Source organism: Streptomyces sp. NPDC091376 (genome assembly GCF_044757085.1).
GTDB classification, from domain to species: domain Bacteria; phylum Actinomycetota; class Actinomycetes; order Streptomycetales; family Streptomycetaceae; genus Streptomyces; species Streptomyces pratisoli.
The window spans coordinates 255,065-275,027 of sequence record NZ_JBIVUF010000004.1 but is presented as its reverse complement, the minus strand read 5'-3'; the positions used below and the strand labels follow the sequence as shown (position 1 = coordinate 275,027).

Genomic DNA, 19,963 nt, shown 5'->3' with positions numbered 1-19,963 from the left:
CCCGCTCGGGCGGTCACGAAGCGGGGTCAACCGTAGGGCACTTGGAGACCAGTTTCTTGAAGAAGAACGTCGTCGGACGCAGCTCACCGGCCGGGTCGGCGGCGTAGTCCGGGATGACTCCGGCCGCCGTCCAGCCGACCGAGCGGTACAGCGTCTCGGCGGGGCTGCCGGTCTCGGTGTCCAGGATGAGCAGGGTGGCACCGGCGCTCGCGGCGCCGTGCTCGGCCGCGGCAAGCAGGGCGCGGCCGAGACCGCGGCGCCGGGCGTCGCGGTGGACGAGCAGTTTGAAGATCTCGGCGCGGTGCCGGCCGTTCGGATACGAGGCGAAGCCGACGCCGGCCGTTCCGGTGATCCGGTCGCCGTCGCGAGCGGTCACGAGGACGTGACTGCCGTCGGCGAGCGCGGTGGCGTGCGAGAGCCACCACGCCTCGGCGGCTGTGCGGTCGAGCGATGCGGGGAAGCCCACGGAGGCGCCGCCGTCGACCGCGTCCATGAGAAGCTCCGCCAACTGTGGTGCGGCCGCGCCAAGTTCGTCCGGCCGGAGCCGGGACACGGTGGGGCTGGTCATGGGAGCACCACCACCACGGCGTAGCGAGCCCCGTCCGGGCCGAGGCAGCGGAAGCGTGTCGGTCCCCACAGGCGCAACCGCAGGCAGTCGCCGGCGCGCAGTTCGTGCGCCGTCCCTGCGGCGGTGAACTCGACCGTTCCGTCGAGCACCCAGACGTGCTGTTCCATTCCGGGTACGGGCGGGGCTTCGTAGGCAATGTCGGCCCCCGCCGCGAGCCTCGATTCGACGACGTCGGCGCGCAGACCGGCGTACGGCGGCGACACGGAGCGGCGGACGAAGCCGGCGGCCGCGTCCGTCCACACCGTCTGGTCCGCCGCCCGTACGAGCTGGGCGGGTGCGGCCTCCACCTCACTGAGCAGCTGGGACAGCGTGCGGCCGTGGACCGCGCACAGCTTGCCGAGCAGGGAGGTGGTGGGGCTGATCTCCCCCCTTTCCGCACGGGACAGGGTCGAGCGGCTCACGCCGCTGCGCCGGGCCAGTTCGTCGAGCGACCAGCCCCGGTCGGCCCGGAGTTCGGCGAGCCGCTCGGCCAGTCGTACGTCGACGGGGTCTCGCTCCCCGCCGTCCTCCACTTCTCTCACATCCGGAAGCCTATCCCGGATTCGGGACGACCTGGTTCGGGACGAGCGGAGACCGGCGGGACAGGGACGCCCGGCCGCGCGAGGACGACCGTCGACACCGCTGGAGACATCCGTCAGTCGTGCGCCGAGGCCGCTCCCAGAAGGTCTCTGATGTGCCCGGTGGCCTCATGGAACTCCGGCCGGGCCAGCGTCTGCGTGTAGTCCCGCTCGGCCGGCAGGCCGACGTCGATGATCTCGGTGATCGTGCCCGGACGAGGGCTCATCACGACCACCCGGTCGGCCAGATAGACGGCTTCGGAGATCGAGTGCGTGACCAGCAGCACGGTCGTGCCGGTCTCCCGCCAGATGCGGTTGAGCTCCATGTTCATCTGCTCGCGGGTCAGCGCGTCCAGCGCTCCGAACGGCTCGTCCATCAGCAGCACCGGCGGCTCGTGCAGCAGCGCGCGGCAGAGCGCGACGCGCTGCTGCATTCCGCCGGACAGTTCGTGCGGATAGGCGTCCTCGAAGCCGGTGAGTCCGGTCATCGCGATCAGTTCGTCGGCGCGGGCACGGGCCAGGACGGACGGCATCCGGCGCATCTCCGCCTGGATGAGGATGTTGCGCCGGGCCGAGCGCCACTCCAGGAGCGCGGCGCGCTGGAAGACGTAACCGATGTCGTGGCGTGGCCCGTTCACCTCCTCGCCGTTCAGCCGGACCTGGCCGGCCGAGGGCTTCAGCAGCCCTGCGACCAGCTTCAGCAGTGTCGACTTGCCGCAGCCCGACGGTCCGACGATCGCGACGAACTCCCCCATGGCGACGTCGAGCGAGACCTCGTGCAGCGCGGTGACGTCGCGGCGCCGGGAGCGGAAGCGGACGGCGATCTCCTCCAGGCCCACCGCGGCCGCCGCCCCCGCTTCCGCCGTCTTCCCGGCGTGCCCCGCCGCCCCTGGCGCCGTCGTCGCCGGGGAGTCCCGCAGCCTCGTGTCCCTGGTCATCGTCATCCCTTCAGCGCGGTGGCGCTGTCCCAGTACTCCGAGACGGCCTTGGGGCTCCTGACCAGTCCGGCCTCGGCGAACACGTCGATGGTCTGCTGCCAGTCCGCCTCGGTGTTGACCCCGGGCGCCTTGCCCTGGGTGGCGTCGGTGTGCAGCAGGGTCACGGTCGTCCTGAACTGCTCGGCGAGGACCTCCTTCGGAGGCAGCTGCTCCGAGGCGCCGTCCATCGCGGCGACGGCCGGCCCTGGCGCCTTCTCGGCCGCCGCCCAGGCCTCGCTGACGGCCTGGACCATACGCTCGGCGACGTCGGACCGGCCGCTGAGGGTCTTCTGGCCCGCGATGAGCCCGTTGGAGTAGAAGTTGAGCCCGTTCTCGGAGAATCGCAGGTACGACACGTTCTTCTTGGCCTTGTTCTGCATGGTCGGGCCCTGGTCGCTGGCGTAGCCCAGCAGCCCGTCCGTCTTGCCGGAGATCACCGCGGCGATCTTGCCCGCCGGGTCGGTGTTCTGGACCTTGACGTCGGTCTCGCTCAGGCCGTTCTTCTCGAGAAAGATCGGGAAGGTCTTGGAGAGCGCGTCACCCGCCGTCCCCGCGATGGTCCTGCCCTTGAGGTCGGCGGGGGACTTGATGCCGGCGGAGTCGAAGAACTGCACGGACGACGGCGTCGTCTGGAGGAAGACCCCGAGGCTCTTGACCTTGACGCCCTGGTCGACGCCCGCGAGCACCGCCGGGGTGTCGGCCCAGCCGAAGTCCGTCTGGCCGGCGCCGGTCGCCTGCACCGTCTTCTGCGAACCCTGCCCGGCGTTGATCGTCAGATCGATGCCGTGCTTCTCGAAGATCTTCTGCTGCTTGCCGTAGTAGAACGGCGCGTGCTCGCCGTACGGATACCAGTTGAGCGTCAGCGTCACCTTGTCGAGCTTCTTGCCGGAGTCGCTCGTCGTGGTCGCCGCGTCGTCGCCGTCACCGCAGGCCGTTGCGGCCAGGAGCAGCGGTACGAGGCCGATCAGGAGTCTGCGCGCAGTCATGGCTGGCCCTCTCGGAAGTCCGGTGGTCTCAGAACGTGGTCGTGACATCGGTGCCGCGGCGGCTGGCGTGCCACGGGAGCAGCAGCTTCTCGGCGACCTCGACGAGGACGAAGAGGACGACGCCGATCAGCGACATGACGAGGAGCCCGGCGAACAGCATCGGGGTGTCGAGGTTGCCGTTGGCCTGGAGGATCACGTAGCCGAGCCCCTCGTTCGCGCCGACGAACTCGCCGACGACGGCGCCGGTCACGGCGAGGGTGACGGCGACCTTGAGGCCGGCGAACAGATGCGGAAGCGATGCCGGGAAGCGGATCTTGACGAAGGTCTGCCAGGGACCGGCGCCCATGGTGGCGGAGAGCTGCAGCATCTCGGGGTCGACGGCCTTGAGTCCGGTGACCATGGAGATCACCACGGGGAAGAAGGCGATCAGCACGGCGATCAGGATCTTCGGCGCGATGCCGAACCCGAGCCAGACGACGAACAGCGGAGCGATCGCGATCTTGGGTACGACCTGGGCGAACAGCAGGATCGGATAGAGCGTCTTCTCGACGGTCTGCGAGTAGACCATGACCACGGCCGCGAAGACGCCCACGGCGACGGCGATCAGGAAGCCGAGCAGGGTCTCGTACGTCGTCACCCAGGTGTGGTGCCAGACGTAGTCGGTCTTCTCCAGCAGCACGTCCAGCGTCGCGCCGGGCGAAGGGACGAGATACGGCTCGACGAGTTCGGCGGCGGCAATGACCCACCAGGCGCCGAAGCACGCCAGCAGCAGCGCGAAGGGTCGCCAGCTCTTCTCCAGGGCGCGGGCGATCCGCTCGCCCGTTCCTGGTGCGCTGCGTTCGGCGACCCCCTTCACCTCTGCCGACGGTGCCGGTATGACGCTCTGGCTCACGGTGAACTCCTCGGGAATCCGGGGCAGTTGCGAAGAGCGGTGTTCGCTTCGGTCCGAAGAAGCGCTTTCAGAAAGCGCTTTCTGCTAAGGTGTCGCCACGCTAATGACTGCCTGCACGCACGGTCAATAGGTCGTCCCGAAGTTTCCGGGAGGTCGGGTTGAGTGAACGGCAAGCACAGGCACACCCCCACGTCACGCTGGACACGGTCGCCCGCAGGGCGGGCGTCTCACTGGCGACGGCGTCCAGGGCGCTCAACGGCACGACCCGGGTCAGGGAGGAACTGCGACAGCGGGTGCGCGCCGCCGCGGACGTCCTGGGCTACATCCCCAACGCCCATGCGCAGGCCCTCGCCAGCGCCTCCAACAACACCGTGGGGGTCATCTGCCACGACGTCGGCGACCCGTACTTCGCCGCGATAGCCGGCGGGGTGATGCGGGCCGCCGCGGAGCAGGACCTCCTGGTCATGCTGGCCAGCACGTTCCGGGAGCCGGAGCGGGAGATCGCGTACGTCTCGATGCTCCGCGCCCAGCGCGCCCGCGCCATCCTCCTCATCGGGTCCGGCTTCCAGGACCGCCTCTGGGAACAGTCACTGGCCGCCGAACTCGCACCGTACGTACGGGCCGGCGGCCGGGTCGCCGTCGTCAGCCGGCACCGCAGCCTGCGCGTGGACGCCGTCCTGCCGGAGAACCGCGCCGGGGCGGCCGCGCTCGCGCGGGCCCTGCTGGCCCTGGGGCACCGGGAGTTCGCGGTGCTCAGCGGGCCTGCCGAACTCACCACGGTCGCCGACCGGCTGGCCGGGTTCCGCGAGGGTCTCTCCGCCGGCGGGGCCGCGCTGCGGCCCGAGCGGGTCGTCCACGGCGCCTTCACCCGCGAGGGCGGGCACGCGGCCGCGCGGGAACTGCTGGCCCGCACCGACGCCCCGCCCCCGACCTGTGTGTTCGCCGTGACGGACGTGATGGCCGTCGGGGCTCTGGCCGCCTTCCGGGAAGCGGGCGTGCGGGTACCGCAGGACATCTCGCTCGCGGGATTCGACGACATCCCCCTCGTACGGGAGCTGACACCACCGCTCACCACGGTCGCCCTTCCGCTGACCGCCATGGGGCAGGACGTCATGGCCCTCGCACTGCGGGAGCCGGCAGGACGGCGCTCACGTGTGCTGCGGGTCGGCGGCGAGGTCGTCCTGCGCGCCAGCACGGCACCCCCGGCCCGGCAGGACCACAACCCCCGTAGAGAAATGTCGCGTTGATGAGCATCGAGCCCGTTCGGGGCGCTCTCGGGCGGCGCGACGACCGGGGGTACGCGCCGGGTGGCACGTCCGTACGCCGGGGTGAGGCGTGCCGCGGCATGGTCAGCCGTAGGGCAACGTAGGGCCTCTACGGGGGAGTTGGGTGGACTCTCCTGGCTTCCGGGCCTGTTCGCGGGCCTCCGGAAGCGGAATGCTGTCCCTCAGTGCCATATGCCCACCAAACCTTTGCCGATGGCATGTGGCAGAAACAGGCCCCGTGGGAATGCCCTACGGGTGGGACCGGACAGGCCGTTACCACCGACGACGCACACCCAATCACACATCAATGGACCGCATTTCAGCCAAATTTGGCCACGATGTTGTACCGTCCGTAAGCGATCAACACCATGATGTGGTCGGCCTGCACGGGACGGGACCATGCCGATGCACCACCTGCTCGAACACAGGCGCGAGCAGGCGTTTCGCAGAGGAGGGCTCGCGATGGACGGGTATTTCGCCGGTCGACTTCATCACCAGCTCCGGGACCAGGTCCGGCTCTTCGCGGAGAGCGAGGTACGCCCGCGGGTTCCCGCCATGGAGGCGGCCCGCACGGTTCACGGCGAGTTGTCGCGGCTGATCGCGCGGCAGGGCTGGCTCGGAGCGACCATCGGCAAGGCGCACGGCGGGATGGGTGCAGGACATCTCGCGAAGACCATCATCATCGAGGAACTGTCCCGCGTGAGCGGCGCGATGGGAGCCATGGTCCAGGCCTCCCAGCTGGGCGTCGCCAAGATCGTCCACTTCGGGAGCGAGGAGCAGAAGAAGACCTGGCTCCCGGCGATCGCGGCGGGCGAGTGTCTGCCGACGATCGCGGTCACCGAACCCGAGTCGGGCGGCCATGTGCTGGGGATGACCGCCACCGCCGTCCGTGACGGCGACGACTACGTCCTCAACGGCCAGAAGGTGTACGTCGGCAACAGCCATGTCGGTGATCTGCACGGCGTGGTGGTCCGTACGGGGCCGGGTTCCCAGGGGCTCACCGCCTTCCTCGTCGAGTCGTCCCGGCCGGGGTTCCGCATAGGCGAGCAGAAGCCGACGATGGGGCTGCACGGGTTCAGCTTCGGCGAGCTCTTCTTCGACAACTGCCGGGTTCCGGTGGACAACAGGCTCGGTGGGGAGGGCTCAGGTCTCGCCGTCGCGTACTCCTCCAGCGTGCTCTACGGCCGGGCCAATCTGACCGCCGTGGCCCTCGGCCTGCACCAGGCGATCCTGGAGGAGACCAGCCGGTTCTGTGCGGAGCGCCGGCGCTACGGCAAACCGCTCCACGAACTGCCGTCCATCAAGCTGAAGCTCGGACAGCTCCAGTCACGGATGATGACGGCGCGTCTCGCCGCGTACCACGCGGTGCATCTGCTGGACCAGGGGCTGCCCTGCGATGCCGAGTTGATGAACGCGAAGCTCGTCAATGTGGAGTCCGCGCTCGACTCGGCGCGCAACGCGATGGAGATCCACGCGGCGGCCGGGCTGTTCACCGACCGTCCCATCGAGCGGTATCTCCGCGACGCTCACCACATCTTCGCGCCCGCGGGTACCTCCGACATCCAGCTGCTGCGGCTGGCCGAGGTGGCGCTCGGTACGTCGAAGGGGCAGTGGTCGGAGCGTCTGTCGGAGCTGACGCGGATGGAGGCCCTGGTCTGAGGCTCGTGGACGTGGACGTGGACGTGGACATGGACGTGGACGGACGGGTACGGGGACGCGCATCCGCCGAGACCCGCGGAAACCCTCCGAGACCCGCGGGAACCTTCGGAGAGCGGTCAGGACAGGGAACCGGCGCCACACCGGCCGGTCCGGACGCGGACGCATGACGTCCCCGGTGGCACGCGATCTGCCCCGGGGACGTCACTTCACGTCGGTCACAGCCGCGAGTCCTCCCGGCGGTGGATCTGCTCGACCAGCTCCGCGGCGAGCGCCTTGATCGTCTCCAGGCCCGCCCGGCCCCAGGGCCGCGGCTCGGTGTCCACGACGCAGATCGTGCCGAGCGCGATACCCGTACGGTCGATGAGGGGCGCCCCGAGATAGGAGCGGATGCCGATCTCGTCGACGACGGGGTTGCCGGCGAACCGCGGATAGTCGCAGACGTCCTCCAGGACGAGCGCCTTGCGTCGCACCACGACATGCGGGCAGTAGCCGTGGTCACGCGCCATGAACCGGCTGACGTCCCCGCCCGCCGCCCCGGCGAGGTCGCTGCCCGAGTGCGTACCCGCGGGCGTGTGCAGCCCCGCGAAGAACTGCCGGTTCTCGTCGATGAAGTTGACCATCGAGTAGGGCGCTCCGGTCACTTCCGCGAGCTTGTGGGCGAACTCGTCGAACGCCGGATCGGGCCGGTCCCCCAGCCCCAGCTGACGCAGCCGCTGCACCCGCACGGGAGCCTCCCGGTCGACGGGGGTGAGCAGCAGATGGCCGGTCGGGTCGTAGGTCATGACTGAGCTCCGTAGCTCGGCGCCGCTGCCGGTGCCGGGATGGTGGTGAGCAGATGCTGGAGAAGGGTCACCAGGGTGCCGATCCCGGAGCTGGCAATGCGGGCGTCGCACAGCACCACCGGAACCTCGGGCTTCAGGTCGATCGCGGCCCGCACCTCCTCCGCCTCGTAGCGGTAGGCACCGTCGAACTCGTTGACGGCGACGACGAATCCGATGCCGCGCCGTTCGAAGAAGTCGACGGCGGAGAAGCTGTCCTCCAGTCTGCGCGTGTCGGCGAGGACGACCGCGCCGAGAGCGCCCTCGGAGAGCTCGTCCCACATGAACCAGAAGCGCTCCTGGCCCGGTGTGCCGAAGAGATAGAGCACGTGCCGGTCGTCGAGGGTGATCCGCCCGAAGTCCATCGCCACCGTGGTGGTGGTCTTGGACTCCACGCCCTCCAGGCTGTCGGTCGCGGCGCTGACGGTGGTCAGCAGCTCTTCGGTGCTGAGCGGTTCGATCTCGCTCACGGCGCCCACGAAGGTCGTCTTGCCCACTCCGAAACCGCCGGCGACGAGGATCTTCAGCGCCGTGGGAAAGAGGTCGGCCCGGTCGTCAGGGTCGGCGTCGTGCCCGGGCCCGTGCACGGGACCAGGTCCGGGCCCGTGTTCGGGCCCGTGGTCAGGGCTGTGTCCAGGGCGGTGGTCAAAGCCGTCGTCGTAGGCCATCGAGCACTGCCTCCAGCAAGGAACGGTCGGTGGGAGATTCCTGGAAGCGGGGCGCCCGAGCGGTGACCGCCCCGCAGTCCACGAGATCGGAGAGAAGCACTTTGGTGACGACCGCCGGGAGGCGTAAGTGCGCCGAGATCTCCGCCACCGACGTGGGACCGTCGCACAGGCCGAGGGCCAGGGCGTGCTCGGGCCCGAGCGGCCCCTGCGGGACCGAACCGGTGGCCATCACCAGGGAGAGCAGGTCGAGGGCGGCCGTCGGACGAGTACGGCCGCCGCTCACCGTGTAGGGGCGGATCAGACGGCCGGCCGCGTCGTCGAGCCACGGCCCGTCCTGCGGGGCCGCCACGGTCAGAGCCCCGTGGCGCTCGGCGCCCCGGTGGCCGCTCTGGCCGGGGTGACCAGATACGGCCGTACGCTCTTGACGAGCATCGCCATCTCGTAGCCGAGGACCGCCGCGTCCGCCTCTCGCCCCGCCAGCACGGCGAGGCAGGTGCCCGAGCCGGCGGTGGACACGAACAGCAGGGTGGAGTCGAGTTCCACCACGACCTGGCGCACCTCGCCGCCGTCGCCGAACCGGGCACCGGCGCTGCGGCCGAGCGAGTACAGCCCGGACGCCAGGGCGGCCATGTGGTCGGCGCTGTCGGTGTCGAGGCCGTGCACGGATTTCACCAGGCCGTCGGAGGAGAGCAGAACCGCGTTCCGGGTGTACGGCACCCGCTGGACCAGACCGCTGAGCAGCCAGTCGAGATCCGAGGAATGGCCGGTCGGCACATCGCTCGCCATGGTGCATCTACTCCTTGTGGTTTTCGTCCTGTTGCTGCGGTTCAGGGGACGGGGCCGCCGCCACGGAGGCGCCCTGCGTCTGGGACTCGGCCAGGCCGATGCCCCGCTGGAAGGCCGCCATCAGACCGGGGTCGTGCAGGGCTTCGTCCTCGGTACTGCGCGGGGCGGGAGGCTCACCCCGCAACTGGGGCACCAGGTGTTCCTGGGCCCGCCGTTTGGGCAGCTGCGGACGGCCCATGGTGCCGCGTACGGCGTGGGAATCAACCGCGGGCGGCGCGGTCCGCGGACCCGGTGGCTGCGGAGCCGGTGGCTGCGGAGCCGCGGGCCGTGCGCCCGGGTGCGACGCGTTGTGGCCGGCCCCGGGGCGTCCGGTGGCCGGGTTGGGACGCTCGGGATGCTCGCCGCGCACCGGGAGCGGTCCGGGCGCCTGACCGTCCGCCGGGGGCGGTTGCTGGGGCATGCCCGGCATGCTCGTCGCGTAGGTCAGCGTGCGCTGGCTGCCGGTGTGGGGCCCTTCCGCGGAGGCATGGGCCGGCTGCTCGGCGGGGTACGGGCCGGCGCCGACGGGTGCGGCGGCCCGCTCGCGGCCGGCCACTCCACCCGCCACGGCGGCCGCGGCCACCGGCGGATGGTCGCCGTGACGCTGGGCGGCCGTGCGGTCCGTACCCGCCTGGCCGCCGGGATCGACACCGAGCAGCCCCTGCGGCAGCACCAGTACGGCCTGGATGCCGCCGTAGATGTTGGACTGCAGTCGCACCGCGATGCCGTGCCTGCGGGCGAGCGCGGAGACCACGAACAGCCCGATACGGCCGTCCTGGAGGAGGTGCGCCACATTGACCTGGTCGGGGTCGGCGAGCAGGGCGTTCATCTTGTTCTGCTCCGCGACCGGCATGCCCAGGCCCCGGTCCTCGACCTCCACGGCGAGGCCCGCCGTGACGTGCGAGGCACGCAGCAGGACCTGTGTGTGCGGAGCGGAGAACAGCGTGGCGTTCTCGACCAGTTCGGCGAGCAGATGGATGACGTCGGCCACGGCGTGCCCGCGCAGGGTGCCGTCGATGGGCGGCACGAGTTTGACCCGGGGGTACTGCTCCACCTCGGCGATCGCGGAACGGAGCACCTCCGTCATGGTGACCGGGTTGGACCACTGGCGCCGGGAGATGGCGCCGCCGAGGACCGCGAGATTCTCCGCGTGCCGGCGGATACGGGTGGCCAGGTGGTCGACGTGGAAGAGGCCCTTGAGCAGCTCCGGGTCCTCGACCTCGTTCTCCAGCTCGTCGAGCAGCTGGATCTCGCGGTGCACGAGCGACTGCAGGCGGCGGGCCAGATTGACGAAGACCTCGACCTTCTGTTCGTTGCCCACGCTGCTGGAGAGCCGGGAGGCCTGCAGCACCGCGGTCACCGCGGCGTCGTAGGACCGCCCCAGCTCCTGGGCCAGCAGGTCGAACTCGTCGCCGTCGGCGGCGGGGGCCGGCAGGCTCTCGCGGGCCGGCGGGCGTTCGCCGCGCCGCAGCCCGTCGACGACGGCCTGCAGTTCGGCCTGTCCACGCGCGCTGGAGCGGCGCAGGCCGTGGACGCGGTCGAGCACGGATCTCGCCGTGCGTTCGGCGCCCAGTGCCGCCGCCACCACGGCGGCGACGGCGAGGGCCGCGGAGCCGACGAGCGCGACCCACAGCGCGGCCGACGGCCGTGCGTCGGTGGAGCGGATCGTGAAGAGCACCGCGGCGGCGCCGCCGAGCGCCACGACGACGGCGGGCAGCACGGCGGTTCGCAGCAGTTGGGAACGTATGCGGGCTTCGGAGGTCGACGGCGTGGACTGCGGCCTGCCCGCGGAGGAGAGAGAGCGGGCGCTCGACCGGCCGTGCCGCCCGCCGCCCTCGCGGCGGTCCGGCCGCGCGGCGGGTGCGCGAAGTTGAGACATCAGCGTCCTTGGTACGTGGCCCAGGATTCGGTGTACCGAGCGGTGTGCGGCGGCGCCAAGGGTGTGTGTTGAGCGCACCGTTGATCACCGGGCACACACGGTAGTCGCCAACGGTTCAGGTGCGGAGTGCAGTTGACAAACTTGCCCGTAGAGCGTCCCGCTCTGGTATGAGGCCTCGCACGAAGGGCCGAAATTTTCCCGCCGCCCTGGCCGATACATACGTCCTGGACGCCGTGGACTCTCCTTTTACTAGCCATGGACATAGTAGCCATGTACTCTATTTGTCATGAGCGAGAGGCCGGACCGACCGACGAACGACCCCACGAACGACCCGACGCCCGGTCCGACGCCGGGGTTTCTGGTATGGCGCCTGTCGATGAAGTGGCGCGGGGCCGTCGACCGGGCGCTCGCACCCCTGGGGGTGACGCACGCGCAGTACTCCCTGCTGGGCTCGCTGTACGACGTACATCGCGCCGGCCTGCGGCCCAGCCAGCGGCAGCTGGCCGACCACACGGGCCTCGAAGCGCTCTACGTCTCGAAGCTGGCACGAGCACTGGCCGCAGCCGGCCTGATCGAGCGCGCGGAGGACCCCACCGACACCCGGGCGGTCCAGCTGTCGCTGACCGAAGAGGGCCGGGAGGTCGCCGAGCGCGCGATCGCGGTCGTACGTCAGGTCATGGACGGGATGCTGGCGCCGCTCGGCGGGCTGGAGGGGCCGGGCACGCAGGCGTTCGCCCGTCAGCTCACGGCCCTGCTCGAAGCACCGCTCGACGTATCCGTCGACGTACCACCCGCAGACGTATCACTCGGCGCCTCGCTCACCCGGCGCCCGGCCAAGAAGACCAAGACCGAGGAGTAGGCATGTCCACCGCACCGAAGCTCACCGGCCAGACCATCGGCATGACCCACTACGCGACCCGCGCCGTCCTGGAGCGGACCCTGGCCGGCAGCGGCGCCACGTTCCAGCACGCCGTGGCCGTCAACGCGCTCGCGGGGAACGGCGACAGCATGGCCCGGGAGCAGCTGACCACCCGGCTCACCACCGGACTGAAGGTCGACGGCACCTCCGCCACGGCGATCCTCACCGAACTCGCCGAGGCCCGGCTCGTCGAACCGGCACCGGACGATCCCTCGCGGCTCCGGCTCACCGGCACGGGCGAGGAGTTGAGCCACCGTCTCAAGGAGGCGACCGCCGCGATCACCTCCCGTCTGTACGGCGGAATCCCGGCGGAGGACATGGAGACCGCCGCCCGCGTCCTGACCACGGTCCTGGCACGGGCGAACGCCGAACTCGACGCGGCCGCGTAGGCCGAGCGGCGCGGCCGGTCGCGTGCCGTCGCACGCCGGCGCCGGATTCCGCCACTGCGCAGGGCAGTCGCGGAATCCGGCGTGGCGTCGGCGGCGCCGGCTCCCGTCCGGTCCGCGGCGGTCCGCGGCGGTCCGCGGGCGGGAGCCCTGCGGCCTGGCGCCCTACCGAACCGCCCCCGTGCGTCGCTGTCCGTTCGCGAAGTACGCGGCCAGCTGCGGGTCCAGGGGTGGCACCTCGTACGCCGCGCCGCCCTCGCGCAGGGAACGCGTGGCCATCACGCCGGCGGCGACGCTCATCCGGGCGGCGACCGGTGAGGTGTCCGTGGCTCCGCCGTCGCGGGCGAAGCGGCAGAACTCCTCCATGATCCGATGGTCCGCGCCGCCGTGGCCGCCGGTGGCGTCGGGCACCTTGTGGACCGCGTCGGCGTCCGCGCGGTAGTCGCTCGGACCGGTGTTCCAGACCCGGACCTCGTCCCCCGGCCGGTCACCGAAGTTCTCCAGCCGGCCCTCGGTGCCGATGACCGTGTAGTTGCGCCAGTAGTCGGGGCTGAAGTGGCACTGCTGGTACGCGGCGACGACGCCGTTGTCGAGCCGCATGTTCATCACCGACACGTCCTCGACGTCCACGATGTGGTGCAGGTCCTTGCGCTCGGCCGGCGGCCACTCGAACTCCCGCAGCCAGCCCTCCGGCCGCGGGGTGTCCGGTTCCCGTCGCGGCAGATCCCCGTACACCATCAGGTCGCCCAGGGCGTTGACGCGCTGGGTGTAACCCCCGGCCAGCCAGTGGACGACGTCCAGATCGTGCGCGGCCTTCTGCAGCAGCAGGCCGGTGGTGCGCCGGCGGTCGGCGTGCCAGTCCTTGAAGTAGTAGTCGCCGCCGTACGAGACGAAGTGCCGTACCCACACGGTCTTCGGCTCGCCGATGTCACCGCGCGCGATGATGTCGCGCATCAGCCGTACGACCCCCATGTGCCGCATGTTGTGCCCGACGTAGAGCCGGCTGCCCGTCTCGTACGCGGTGCGCAGGATGCGGTCGCAGCCCTCGACGGTGATGTGCATGGGCTTCTCGAGGAACACGGCCTTGCCCGCCTCCAGGGCGGCGCAGGCGAGTTCCTCGTGGGTGTCGTCGGGGGTGAGGACGAGGACGGCGTCGATCCCGTCGTCGTCGAGCAGTGTGCGATGGCCGGCGACGGCGGCCGCGCCGGGGAAGCGGCCCGCGACGGTCGCGAGCACCGCCGGGTCGGTGTCCGCGACCGCGGCGACGACCGATCCGGCGCCCGGGCGGTGCGCGACAGCGGCGAGGTTGCCGCGCAGCCCGAGGCCGATGACACCGATACGCAGGTCGTCCGTCACTTGCCCGCGCCCTTCTCCATGGCCTTCTCGTATTCACGGCGCATCGCGTCGCCCGCCGCCCGCTGCCACTTGGGCAGGATCTCCTTCTTGTACGAGGAGAGCGGCTTGCGTCCGGCGATGATGTCCTTGACGCTCTGGTACAGCTCGTCGGACGAGGAGGGGCCCTTGTCGGCGTAGGTGTCCGAGAAGTATCCGGCGCTGGCGTCGGCCTTGGCGATCTTCATCAGCTCGACCTCGGTGGCGTGGACGCCTCGGGTGACCTCGGGCTTTCCGGGCAGGTACAGGGTCTGCGGGCTGTTGCCGAAGAAGGTGATGGCCTGCCGGGTGGTGAGCACCTCGGCGTTGCCCTTGGTGTTCAGGACGACGTCGCCGTCCTTGGAGCGCGAGTGGTGGGTGCCCGGCAGACCGTTGTCGAGGAAGAGCCGCTCCTCGCTGCCGAACGGGGCACAGAGATAGTTCATGACCTGCAGCAGCGTCTCGATGCGGTCCTTGGGCACCGTGTTGTTGATGGCGGTGAAGCCGACCGAGCCGTAGCCGAAGTGCCAGGTGGGTGTCATCCCGGGCTCGGCGGCGAAGGGGACGACGACCTTAGCCGGCCAGTCGTACATGTTGCTGTCGTCGAGGAAGCCGGGGAAGGACTGGACGTGGACGCCGAGGAAGCCGCCCTCGATCTTCTCCAGGGTGGTGGGCAGGTTCGGGTCCGGCCAGAAGAGCTTCGCCTCCTGGCACTTGAGGGCGAACTCGATCCCGGCGAAGTACTCGTCCGTCTCGAACATGTAGGTGAGCTTGCCGCCGTTCACGGCCCATCTGTTCTGGAGGCCGTGCCACATCGCGAACTGCAATATGTGGTTGGTGTAGGCGGGCTCCAGCACGTACTTCTTGCGCTTGGTGTCCAGCAGTTCCTTGCCCTTGTCGAGGAAGTCCTGGGCACTGTCGAACCGCACGCCGCCGACCGGCTTCCAGAAGTCCTCGTTGGCCACGTAGACCTGGCCCATCCGGCCGTAGGGGACGGCGACTCCCCAGATCTTCCCGCCCAGGACCGCGGTCCGCCAGGCGAAGTCGGGGATGTTGGCCAGGTTCGGGTACTTCTTGACCGCGTCGCCGGAGAGATACGGGGTGAGGTCGTGGAACTTCGCCTGGAGGAGAGCCGGGACGTTCTTGAGGCCCTGGTTCGGCGGGAACCACATCAGGTCGTGCATGTCGCCGCCGGCGATGGTGGCGTTGAACTTCGCGCGGTAGACGTCGTCGGCGCCGAGCCCGTTGACGATCGTCATCCGCAGCTCCGAGCCGAGCCGCTTGTTCAGCTCCTGCCAGTAGGCGTTGCGGTTCATCGCCGGGGCGGCGGTGGTGAACGTCTCCGTCAGAACGGTGACCGGCTTTCCGTCACCCGGTGCTGCGGCGACGCTGCGGACCAGGTCCTTGGGGTAGCGCACGTAGGCCGGGTCCAGACCGTCGGCGTTGCCCGGCAGGTCCGGGGCAGGGACGCTCGCCGCGACGTACGTCGGCAGCTTCAGCTTGGCCGAGGCCTCCGCACCGCCGCCTCCGGCCGCTCCCTCACCGGAGCTGCAGGCAGTGAGGGTGCCGCCGCCGGCGACCGTGAGACCGGCGGCGCCCGCGGCGCCGAGGAAACCGCGACGGTTGAGGTTTCTGGAGGACATGGCTCTCCTTCGAGCGATGAACGGTGAGGGTGAAGGGTGAAGGGCGAGGGTGAGGCTGAGGGTGAGGGTGAGGGGTGAAGGGCGAGGGTGAGCGGCGAGGTACGGCTCAGGCCTTGATGGCGCCGGTGAGCACGCCCTTGTTGAAGTACTTCTGGAGGAAGGGGTAGACGGCGATGATCGGCAGCACGGCGAGGATCAGCACGGCCATCGACAACGACGTGGAGGCCGGGAGCACGCTGACGCCCATCGCCTTCGCGTTGAAGGTGTCGCCCTGGAGGACGTACGAACGCAGGACGACCTGCAGCGGCAGCTTGTCCGGGTCGTTGATGTAGAGCATCGCGTTGAAGAAGCTGTTCCAGTACGTGACCGCGTAGAACATGCCGACCACCGCGATCACCGCCTTGGACAGCGGTAGCACGATCCGCAGCAGCACCTTCAGGTCGCCTGCCCCGTCGAGCCGTGCGGCCTCGTGCAGTTCCTCGGGGATGCCCTGGAAGAACGCCCGCACCACGATGACGTTGAACGCGTTGAGCATGATGGGGACGACCATGGCCCCGTAGGTGTCGAGCAGCCCCAGCGACTGCGCCACCAGGTAGTTGGGGATGATGCCGGGCGTGAAGAGGAACGTTCCCACGACGATGAGGAGCAGCGGCTTCCCGGCGAGAGTCCCGGGCCGCGAGAGCCCGTAGGCGAGGCAGATCGTGCACAGCAGGCTCAACGCCGTACCGACGACGGTGACACCCACGCTGACCAACGCGGCCCGGGTGACCACACCGCCGGAGAGCACCACCTGGTAGGACTCCAGGGTGGGGTGCGCGGGGAACAGCACATAGCCACCGTTGGCGGCCAGTTCGGCCTTGGTGGAGAGGCTGGTGCCGATGGCGAGCAGGAAGGGATAGCCGACGGCCACGATCATCGCGACGATGACCAGCAGCTTGAGCGTCTGCCCTGCCGGGGAGGGCTTCTCCATCCACGCGGGCCGTTCGGTCCCGCGGCGGCCGCGGCGAAGGAACCCGGATATCTGTGCCGTGCTCATCGGTACACTCCCTGCTCGCCGAGGCGGTGGGCGAGCTTGTTGGCGAGGACGATCAGGATGAATCCGATGACGCCCTTCATCAGCCCGGCCGCCGTGGACATGCCCCAGTCGCCGTCGACGACGCCGTGGAAGTACACATAGGTGTCGAGCACTTCGGCCGCTTCCTTGCCCACCGCGTCGCGCTGGAGCAGCATCTGCTCGAACCCGACGGACAGGATGTCTCCGAGCCGCAGGATCAGCAGCATGATCAGCACGGGGCGGATACCCGGCAGGGTGATGTGCCACATCCGGCGCAGCCGGCCCGCACCGTCCATGGCCGCCGACTCGTAGAGCGAGTTGTCGATGGAGGCCATGGCGGCGAGGAAGATGATCGCGCCCCAGCCCGCGTCCTTCCAGATGGACTGGGAGGTGAGCAGCAGGATGAAGGTGTCGGGGTTGTTCATGATGTTGCCGACGTGGACACCGTGCTCGTTCAGATAGCTGCTGACCGTGCCGGCACCGCCGAAGACCTGCTGGAACATCCCGACGACCACGACCCAGGACAGGAAGTGCGGCAGATAGACCACGGTCTGCATCAGCCGCCGGACCTTGCTGCTGATCAGTGAGTTGAGGAACAGCGCGAGGGCGATCGGTGCCGGGAAGTAGAGGAACAGCTGGACGGCACTGATCTCCAGCGTGTTCCACACGGCGGACCAGAACTCGGGCTCCTCGAGGAGCGCCGTGAAGTTGGTCCAGCCCACGAACGGGCTCTGCTGGAAGCCCAGATACGGCTGGTAGTCCTGGAAGGCGATGACGTTGCCCGCCAGCGGCACGTAGAAGAACACCGCGAAGTACAGGATGCCGGGCACGCACAGCAGGAGCAGGGTCCGGTCACGCCGGAACCGCCGGCGCGACGACGTCCGCTTCGGATTCGGCCGGTTCCGCCCGTCGGGGGGCGTGGTTCCGGCACGGATCGCGTCTGACGGCGGCGAAGCCAGGCGGGGTGACGCGGGCGCGGAGGCCATCACTTTCACCTCAGCAGGGGATCGGGAGCGCAAGAAGTAGCCACTGCGGCGGTGCTCTCCGGCCGCGGGGCTCCTGAATCTTGCACCGACGTGATTGGTGAAGACAATAGGTGATTGGAAACTCGCTGTTTCAATCACAAACAAGCAAAACGGCGCCCCGTGTCACGCGCCGGTCACCTGGGCCTCGGTTTCACCGCGGACACGCCGATCGGGCGCGTCCGCAGCAAACGCTTTCCACGGACAGCAGGCGGCCGCGGGACGCGCGATCGAGGCGAGCGCCGCGGGAAACCTCCAGGGCGGCGGGGCCACGCCAGCCGGTCTGCGGGGGCGGTCCGGACATCTGCCGGATGGTTCGGCCCGGCGGCCGTCCCGATCCTGAGTGAGTGACCTGCGACGTACGACCGGCTGTGCCGACCGGACGACCGATTCCGGCATTCGGGGAACTCACACCCTCAGACGCGCCCTGCGGGGCCGGCGGGGAGGTCAACGACATGATGGTCCGCCTGACATTCCTGTGCACGACCACCGGGGACACCCCCAGGGACACGGTCCTCGGCGACAGTCCTGCGACCGAGCGCGCCCTGCGTGCGGCCAGGGCGGCAGGAGCGGCACTGGCTCCCCGCGCGCCCGCCGTCCGGGCCCCTTCTCTCCGCTGCTCGGAGACCGCCGACGCCCTCGGTCTGGGTTCGAGGCCGGAGCCGGCGCTGCGCGACTGCGACTACGGCAAGTGGTGCGGCCTCACCGTCGAAGAAGTCGCCGCCATCGACCCTCACGGACTGTCCGACTGGCTCACGGACCCGGATGCCACGCCCCATGGAGGGGAGTCGGTGCGCGAGTTCTGCCGCCGGGTCGCCCGATGGCTGGGCAGCGTGCCTCCGGGAAACGGCCACACCTGGGTCGTCACCGAACCCGCCGTTGTCCGGGCTTCGCTCGTCCACGCCCTGGCCGCACCGGCACGGGCCTTCTGGCACTACGACGTTCCGGCGTTCTCCGCCGTCACCCTCACCTCACGGGGCGACGGTTGGGACGTCCGCTTCGACTGATTCCCGGCGATCCGGGGCCGGTGCCGGACGCCCGCCCCGAACCCGCCCGGGTCAGCGGTCACCCGCGAGGTCGAGACCGCTGCTCCGGGGCTCGGCAGGCGCTTCCAGGGTCGTGGGCCGGCGCCACGGGTGCTGGATGGGGTGGGACACAGCCCGCCACCAGGGATCGGTCGGGACGTCCCCGGCCGGCTCGAAGGGCTGGCCCGGCAGGGGGAACGCCGCGGTCTGACCGGCCTCCTCGGCGGCGTCCTTCGTCCACTCCCCCGGCTCTGCCCAGGGATGAAGGGCGAGATTGAACGTGCCCCAGTGGATCGGCACCATCACTCCGTGCGGCCTGCCTCCCTGCAGGTCGAGATGGGCGTCCATGCCCTCCGCCGGGGTCATGTGGATGTCCGGCCAGTACTGGCTGTAGGCGCCGATCTGGATCATCGTCGCGTCGAAGGGGCCGTGCTCCGCGCCGATCTCCTTGAAGCCGGGGAAGTACCCCGTGTCACCGCTGTGGTAGACCCGGTGGCCCGAAGGCCCCTCGACGACCCAGGACGCCCAGAGCGTGTGCTGCTGGTTGCGCAGGCCGCGGCCGCAGAAGTGCCGGGCCGGGGTGGCCGTCAGCCGTAGCCCGTCCAGCTGCGTCGACTCGTTCCAGTCCAGCTCGCGCAGCCGGCCCTCGGAGACGCCCCAGCGCTCCAGGTGCGCCCCGACGCCGAGCGGCACCACGAACTGCGTGTCCGTGGAGGCCAGGGCCTGGATCGTGGGCAGATCGAGGTGGTCGTAGTGGTCGTGGGAGATCACGACGACGTCGACCGGGCCGAGCGAGGCGAGCGGGAGCGGCACGGGGTGCAGCCGCTTGGGCCCGGCGAAGGGGAAGGGCGAGCAGCGCTGCCCCCACACCGGGTCGAAGAGCACCCGGCGGCCGTCGATCTCGGCGAGCACGCTGGAGTGACCCATCCAGGTGAGCCGCAGCCCGGAGGCCGGGGGCTTCGCGAGGTCGGCGAGTGTCGCGGCGTGCAGCGGCACGGGGGCAACGGGGCCGCGGTGTCTGCGTGCCTCTTTCTGGAAGTAGATCTTCGCGAATTCGAGCGTGGAGCCGGACGGCCGCGTCCTGGCCCCGAGCGGGTTCTGGAACACCCCGTCGGCGAAGTTCGGAGAGCGGCGGATCCGCTCCATGCGCTCCCCTGCGGGATCGGCGCCGAAAGCGGCGGGCCGCAGCGATCGCAGGCGGGAGCGCAGCGGATGCGGGGAAGCAGCGCCGGTCACGGCACCTCCTGTGATCTTCGGGTTGTTCCATTATGTGCGCGAGTATGCCCCCCGCCGGGCCCACGGACCCGGGGTCGCGACAACCCCCACGGCAGTCGCAACGTACGAGGGCGAAGAAAAATGCCGGGGCGCGGGCCCCGGATGTCACATCCG

General features: G+C 70.1%; 20 protein-coding genes. 5 read left to right on the top strand and 15 right to left on the bottom strand.

The window, feature by feature from the left end; all coding sequences use genetic code 11:
* Positions 1 to 13 precede the first annotated feature (13 nt).
* The 5 genes from ACIQMR_RS11330 to ACIQMR_RS11310 form a co-directional block, all read right to left on the bottom strand.
* Positions 14 to 568, bottom strand: a complete 555-nt coding sequence (locus tag ACIQMR_RS11330) for a GNAT family N-acetyltransferase (RefSeq protein WP_401385155.1) — start codon at positions 566 to 568, stop codon at positions 14 to 16.
* Entirely contained in the window at positions 565 to 1,149 is a 585-nt protein-coding gene (locus ACIQMR_RS11325) for a helix-turn-helix domain-containing protein (protein ID WP_401385154.1), read from the bottom strand. Before ACIQMR_RS11325 ends, ACIQMR_RS11330 begins: the two co-directional genes overlap by 4 nt.
* Positions 1,150 to 1,262: 113 nt before the next feature.
* Entirely contained in the window at positions 1,263 to 2,129 is an 867-nt protein-coding gene (locus tag ACIQMR_RS11320; protein ID WP_401385153.1) for an ABC transporter ATP-binding protein, read from the bottom strand.
* Positions 2,126 to 3,148, bottom strand: a complete 1,023-nt coding sequence (locus ACIQMR_RS11315) for an ABC transporter substrate-binding protein (protein ID WP_401385152.1) — start codon at positions 3,146 to 3,148, stop codon at positions 2,126 to 2,128. The genes ACIQMR_RS11320 and ACIQMR_RS11315 overlap by 4 nt, the downstream gene beginning before the upstream one ends.
* Positions 3,149 to 3,176: 28 nt before the next feature.
* Positions 3,177 to 4,040 carry an ABC transporter permease gene (locus ACIQMR_RS11310; protein WP_401385151.1) on the bottom strand — a complete coding sequence of 288 codons (864 nt, stop codon included), beginning with the start codon at positions 4,038 to 4,040 and terminating at the stop codon, positions 3,177 to 3,179.
* Positions 4,041 to 4,198: 158 nt separating this feature from the next.
* On the opposite strand from ACIQMR_RS11310, the gene ACIQMR_RS11305 reads away from it, so the two are divergent.
* Together ACIQMR_RS11305 and ACIQMR_RS11300 are read left to right on the top strand one after the other, a co-directional pair.
* Entirely contained in the window at positions 4,199 to 5,287 is a 1,089-nt protein-coding gene (locus tag ACIQMR_RS11305; RefSeq protein ID WP_401385150.1) for a LacI family DNA-binding transcriptional regulator, read from the top strand.
* Positions 5,288 to 5,767: 480 nt separating this feature from the next.
* Positions 5,768 to 6,964, top strand: a complete 1,197-nt coding sequence (locus ACIQMR_RS11300; RefSeq protein ID WP_401385149.1) for an acyl-CoA dehydrogenase family protein — start codon at positions 5,768 to 5,770, stop codon at positions 6,962 to 6,964.
* A 215-nt stretch (positions 6,965 to 7,179) separates the two neighbouring features.
* Here the strand turns inward: ACIQMR_RS11300 and ACIQMR_RS11295 are convergent, their stop codons facing one another.
* The 5 genes from ACIQMR_RS11295 to ACIQMR_RS11275 are packed head-to-tail and all read right to left on the bottom strand — an operon-like array spanning position 7,180 to position 11,154.
* Entirely contained in the window at positions 7,180 to 7,746 is a 567-nt protein-coding gene (locus ACIQMR_RS11295) for a GAF domain-containing protein (protein WP_401385148.1), read from the bottom strand.
* Entirely contained in the window at positions 7,743 to 8,450 is a 708-nt protein-coding gene (locus ACIQMR_RS11290) for a GTP-binding protein (protein ID WP_401385147.1), read from the bottom strand. The genes ACIQMR_RS11295 and ACIQMR_RS11290 overlap by 4 nt, the downstream gene beginning before the upstream one ends.
* On the bottom strand, positions 8,428 to 8,799 hold the full coding sequence (locus tag ACIQMR_RS11285; protein ID WP_266385833.1) for a DUF742 domain-containing protein: 372 nt from the start codon (positions 8,797 to 8,799) through the stop codon (positions 8,428 to 8,430). The genes ACIQMR_RS11290 and ACIQMR_RS11285 overlap by 23 nt, the downstream gene beginning before the upstream one ends.
* Before the next feature lie 2 nt (positions 8,800 to 8,801).
* Entirely contained in the window at positions 8,802 to 9,236 is a 435-nt protein-coding gene (locus ACIQMR_RS11280) for a roadblock/LC7 domain-containing protein (RefSeq protein ID WP_358664087.1), read from the bottom strand.
* A 7-nt stretch (positions 9,237 to 9,243) separates the two neighbouring features.
* The gene (locus tag ACIQMR_RS11275) at positions 9,244 to 11,154 is read right to left on the bottom strand and encodes a sensor histidine kinase (protein WP_401385146.1); all 1,911 of its coding nucleotides are present in this window, start codon (positions 11,152 to 11,154) and stop codon (positions 9,244 to 9,246) included.
* A gap of 286 nt (positions 11,155 to 11,440) precedes the next feature.
* On the opposite strand from ACIQMR_RS11275, the gene ACIQMR_RS11270 reads away from it, so the two are divergent.
* Both ACIQMR_RS11270 and ACIQMR_RS11265 read left to right on the top strand, forming a co-directional pair.
* Positions 11,441 to 12,013, top strand: a complete 573-nt coding sequence (locus ACIQMR_RS11270; RefSeq protein WP_401385145.1) for a MarR family winged helix-turn-helix transcriptional regulator — start codon at positions 11,441 to 11,443, stop codon at positions 12,011 to 12,013.
* 2 nt (positions 12,014 to 12,015) lie between these two features.
* Entirely contained in the window at positions 12,016 to 12,462 is a 447-nt protein-coding gene (locus ACIQMR_RS11265; protein ID WP_401385144.1) for a hypothetical protein, read from the top strand.
* Positions 12,463 to 12,624: 162 nt separating this feature from the next.
* Here ACIQMR_RS11265 and ACIQMR_RS11260 read toward each other — a convergent pair whose 3' ends face one another.
* The 4 genes from ACIQMR_RS11260 to ACIQMR_RS11245 form a co-directional block, all read right to left on the bottom strand.
* Complete coding sequence (locus ACIQMR_RS11260; protein WP_401385143.1) at positions 12,625 to 13,815, bottom strand: Gfo/Idh/MocA family protein; 1,191 nt, start codon at positions 13,813 to 13,815, stop codon at positions 12,625 to 12,627.
* Positions 13,812 to 15,473, bottom strand: coding sequence for a hypothetical protein (locus ACIQMR_RS11255; RefSeq protein WP_401385142.1), 1,662 nt, complete (start codon positions 15,471 to 15,473; stop codon positions 13,812 to 13,814). The genes ACIQMR_RS11260 and ACIQMR_RS11255 overlap by 4 nt, the downstream gene beginning before the upstream one ends.
* A gap of 106 nt (positions 15,474 to 15,579) precedes the next feature.
* Positions 15,580 to 16,509 carry a carbohydrate ABC transporter permease gene (locus ACIQMR_RS11250; protein WP_401385141.1) on the bottom strand — a complete coding sequence of 310 codons (930 nt, stop codon included), beginning with the start codon at positions 16,507 to 16,509 and terminating at the stop codon, positions 15,580 to 15,582.
* Positions 16,506 to 17,513, bottom strand: coding sequence for an ABC transporter permease (locus ACIQMR_RS11245; RefSeq protein WP_401385140.1), 1,008 nt, complete (start codon positions 17,511 to 17,513; stop codon positions 16,506 to 16,508). Before ACIQMR_RS11245 ends, ACIQMR_RS11250 begins: the two co-directional genes overlap by 4 nt.
* Before the next feature lie 491 nt (positions 17,514 to 18,004).
* Between ACIQMR_RS11245 and ACIQMR_RS11240 the strand changes: the two genes are divergently transcribed.
* The gene (locus ACIQMR_RS11240) at positions 18,005 to 18,556 is read left to right on the top strand and encodes a histidine phosphatase family protein (RefSeq protein ID WP_401385139.1); all 552 of its coding nucleotides are present in this window, start codon (positions 18,005 to 18,007) and stop codon (positions 18,554 to 18,556) included.
* A gap of 51 nt (positions 18,557 to 18,607) precedes the next feature.
* Here ACIQMR_RS11240 and ACIQMR_RS11235 read toward each other — a convergent pair whose 3' ends face one another.
* Positions 18,608 to 19,810, bottom strand: a complete 1,203-nt coding sequence (locus tag ACIQMR_RS11235; RefSeq protein ID WP_401385138.1) for an MBL fold metallo-hydrolase — start codon at positions 19,808 to 19,810, stop codon at positions 18,608 to 18,610.
* Between the last annotated feature and the right edge of the window lie 153 nt (positions 19,811 to 19,963).

Bases quoted from the DNA above. Each gene is read 5' to 3' on its own strand.
- ACIQMR_RS11315 (WP_401385152.1), bottom strand. From the start codon at position 3,148: ATGACTGCGCGCAGACTCCTGATCGGCCTCGTACCGCTGCTCCTGGCC.
- ACIQMR_RS11270 (WP_401385145.1), top strand. From the start codon at position 11,441: ATGAGCGAGAGGCCGGACCGACCGACGAACGACCCCACGAACGACCCG.
- ACIQMR_RS11300 (WP_401385149.1), top strand. From the start codon at position 5,768: ATGGACGGGTATTTCGCCGGTCGACTTCATCACCAGCTCCGGGACCAG.
- ACIQMR_RS11240 (WP_401385139.1), top strand. From the start codon at position 18,005: ATGATGGTCCGCCTGACATTCCTGTGCACGACCACCGGGGACACCCCC.
- ACIQMR_RS11320 (WP_401385153.1), bottom strand. From the start codon at position 2,129: ATGACGATGACCAGGGACACGAGGCTGCGGGACTCCCCGGCGACGACG.
- ACIQMR_RS11280 (WP_358664087.1), bottom strand. From the start codon at position 9,236: ATGGCGAGCGATGTGCCGACCGGCCATTCCTCGGATCTCGACTGGCTG.
- ACIQMR_RS11265 (WP_401385144.1), top strand. From the start codon at position 12,016: ATGTCCACCGCACCGAAGCTCACCGGCCAGACCATCGGCATGACCCAC.
- ACIQMR_RS11330 (WP_401385155.1), bottom strand. From the start codon at position 568: ATGACCAGCCCCACCGTGTCCCGGCTCCGGCCGGACGAACTTGGCGCG.
- ACIQMR_RS11255 (WP_401385142.1), bottom strand. From the start codon at position 15,473: ATGTCCTCCAGAAACCTCAACCGTCGCGGTTTCCTCGGCGCCGCGGGC.
- ACIQMR_RS11290 (WP_401385147.1), bottom strand. From the start codon at position 8,450: ATGGCCTACGACGACGGCTTTGACCACCGCCCTGGACACAGCCCTGAC.
- ACIQMR_RS11245 (WP_401385140.1), bottom strand. From the start codon at position 17,513: ATGGCCTCCGCGCCCGCGTCACCCCGCCTGGCTTCGCCGCCGTCAGAC.
- ACIQMR_RS11275 (WP_401385146.1), bottom strand. From the start codon at position 11,154: ATGTCTCAACTTCGCGCACCCGCCGCGCGGCCGGACCGCCGCGAGGGC.
- ACIQMR_RS11295 (WP_401385148.1), bottom strand. From the start codon at position 7,746: ATGACCTACGACCCGACCGGCCATCTGCTGCTCACCCCCGTCGACCGG.
- ACIQMR_RS11250 (WP_401385141.1), bottom strand. From the start codon at position 16,509: ATGAGCACGGCACAGATATCCGGGTTCCTTCGCCGCGGCCGCCGCGGG.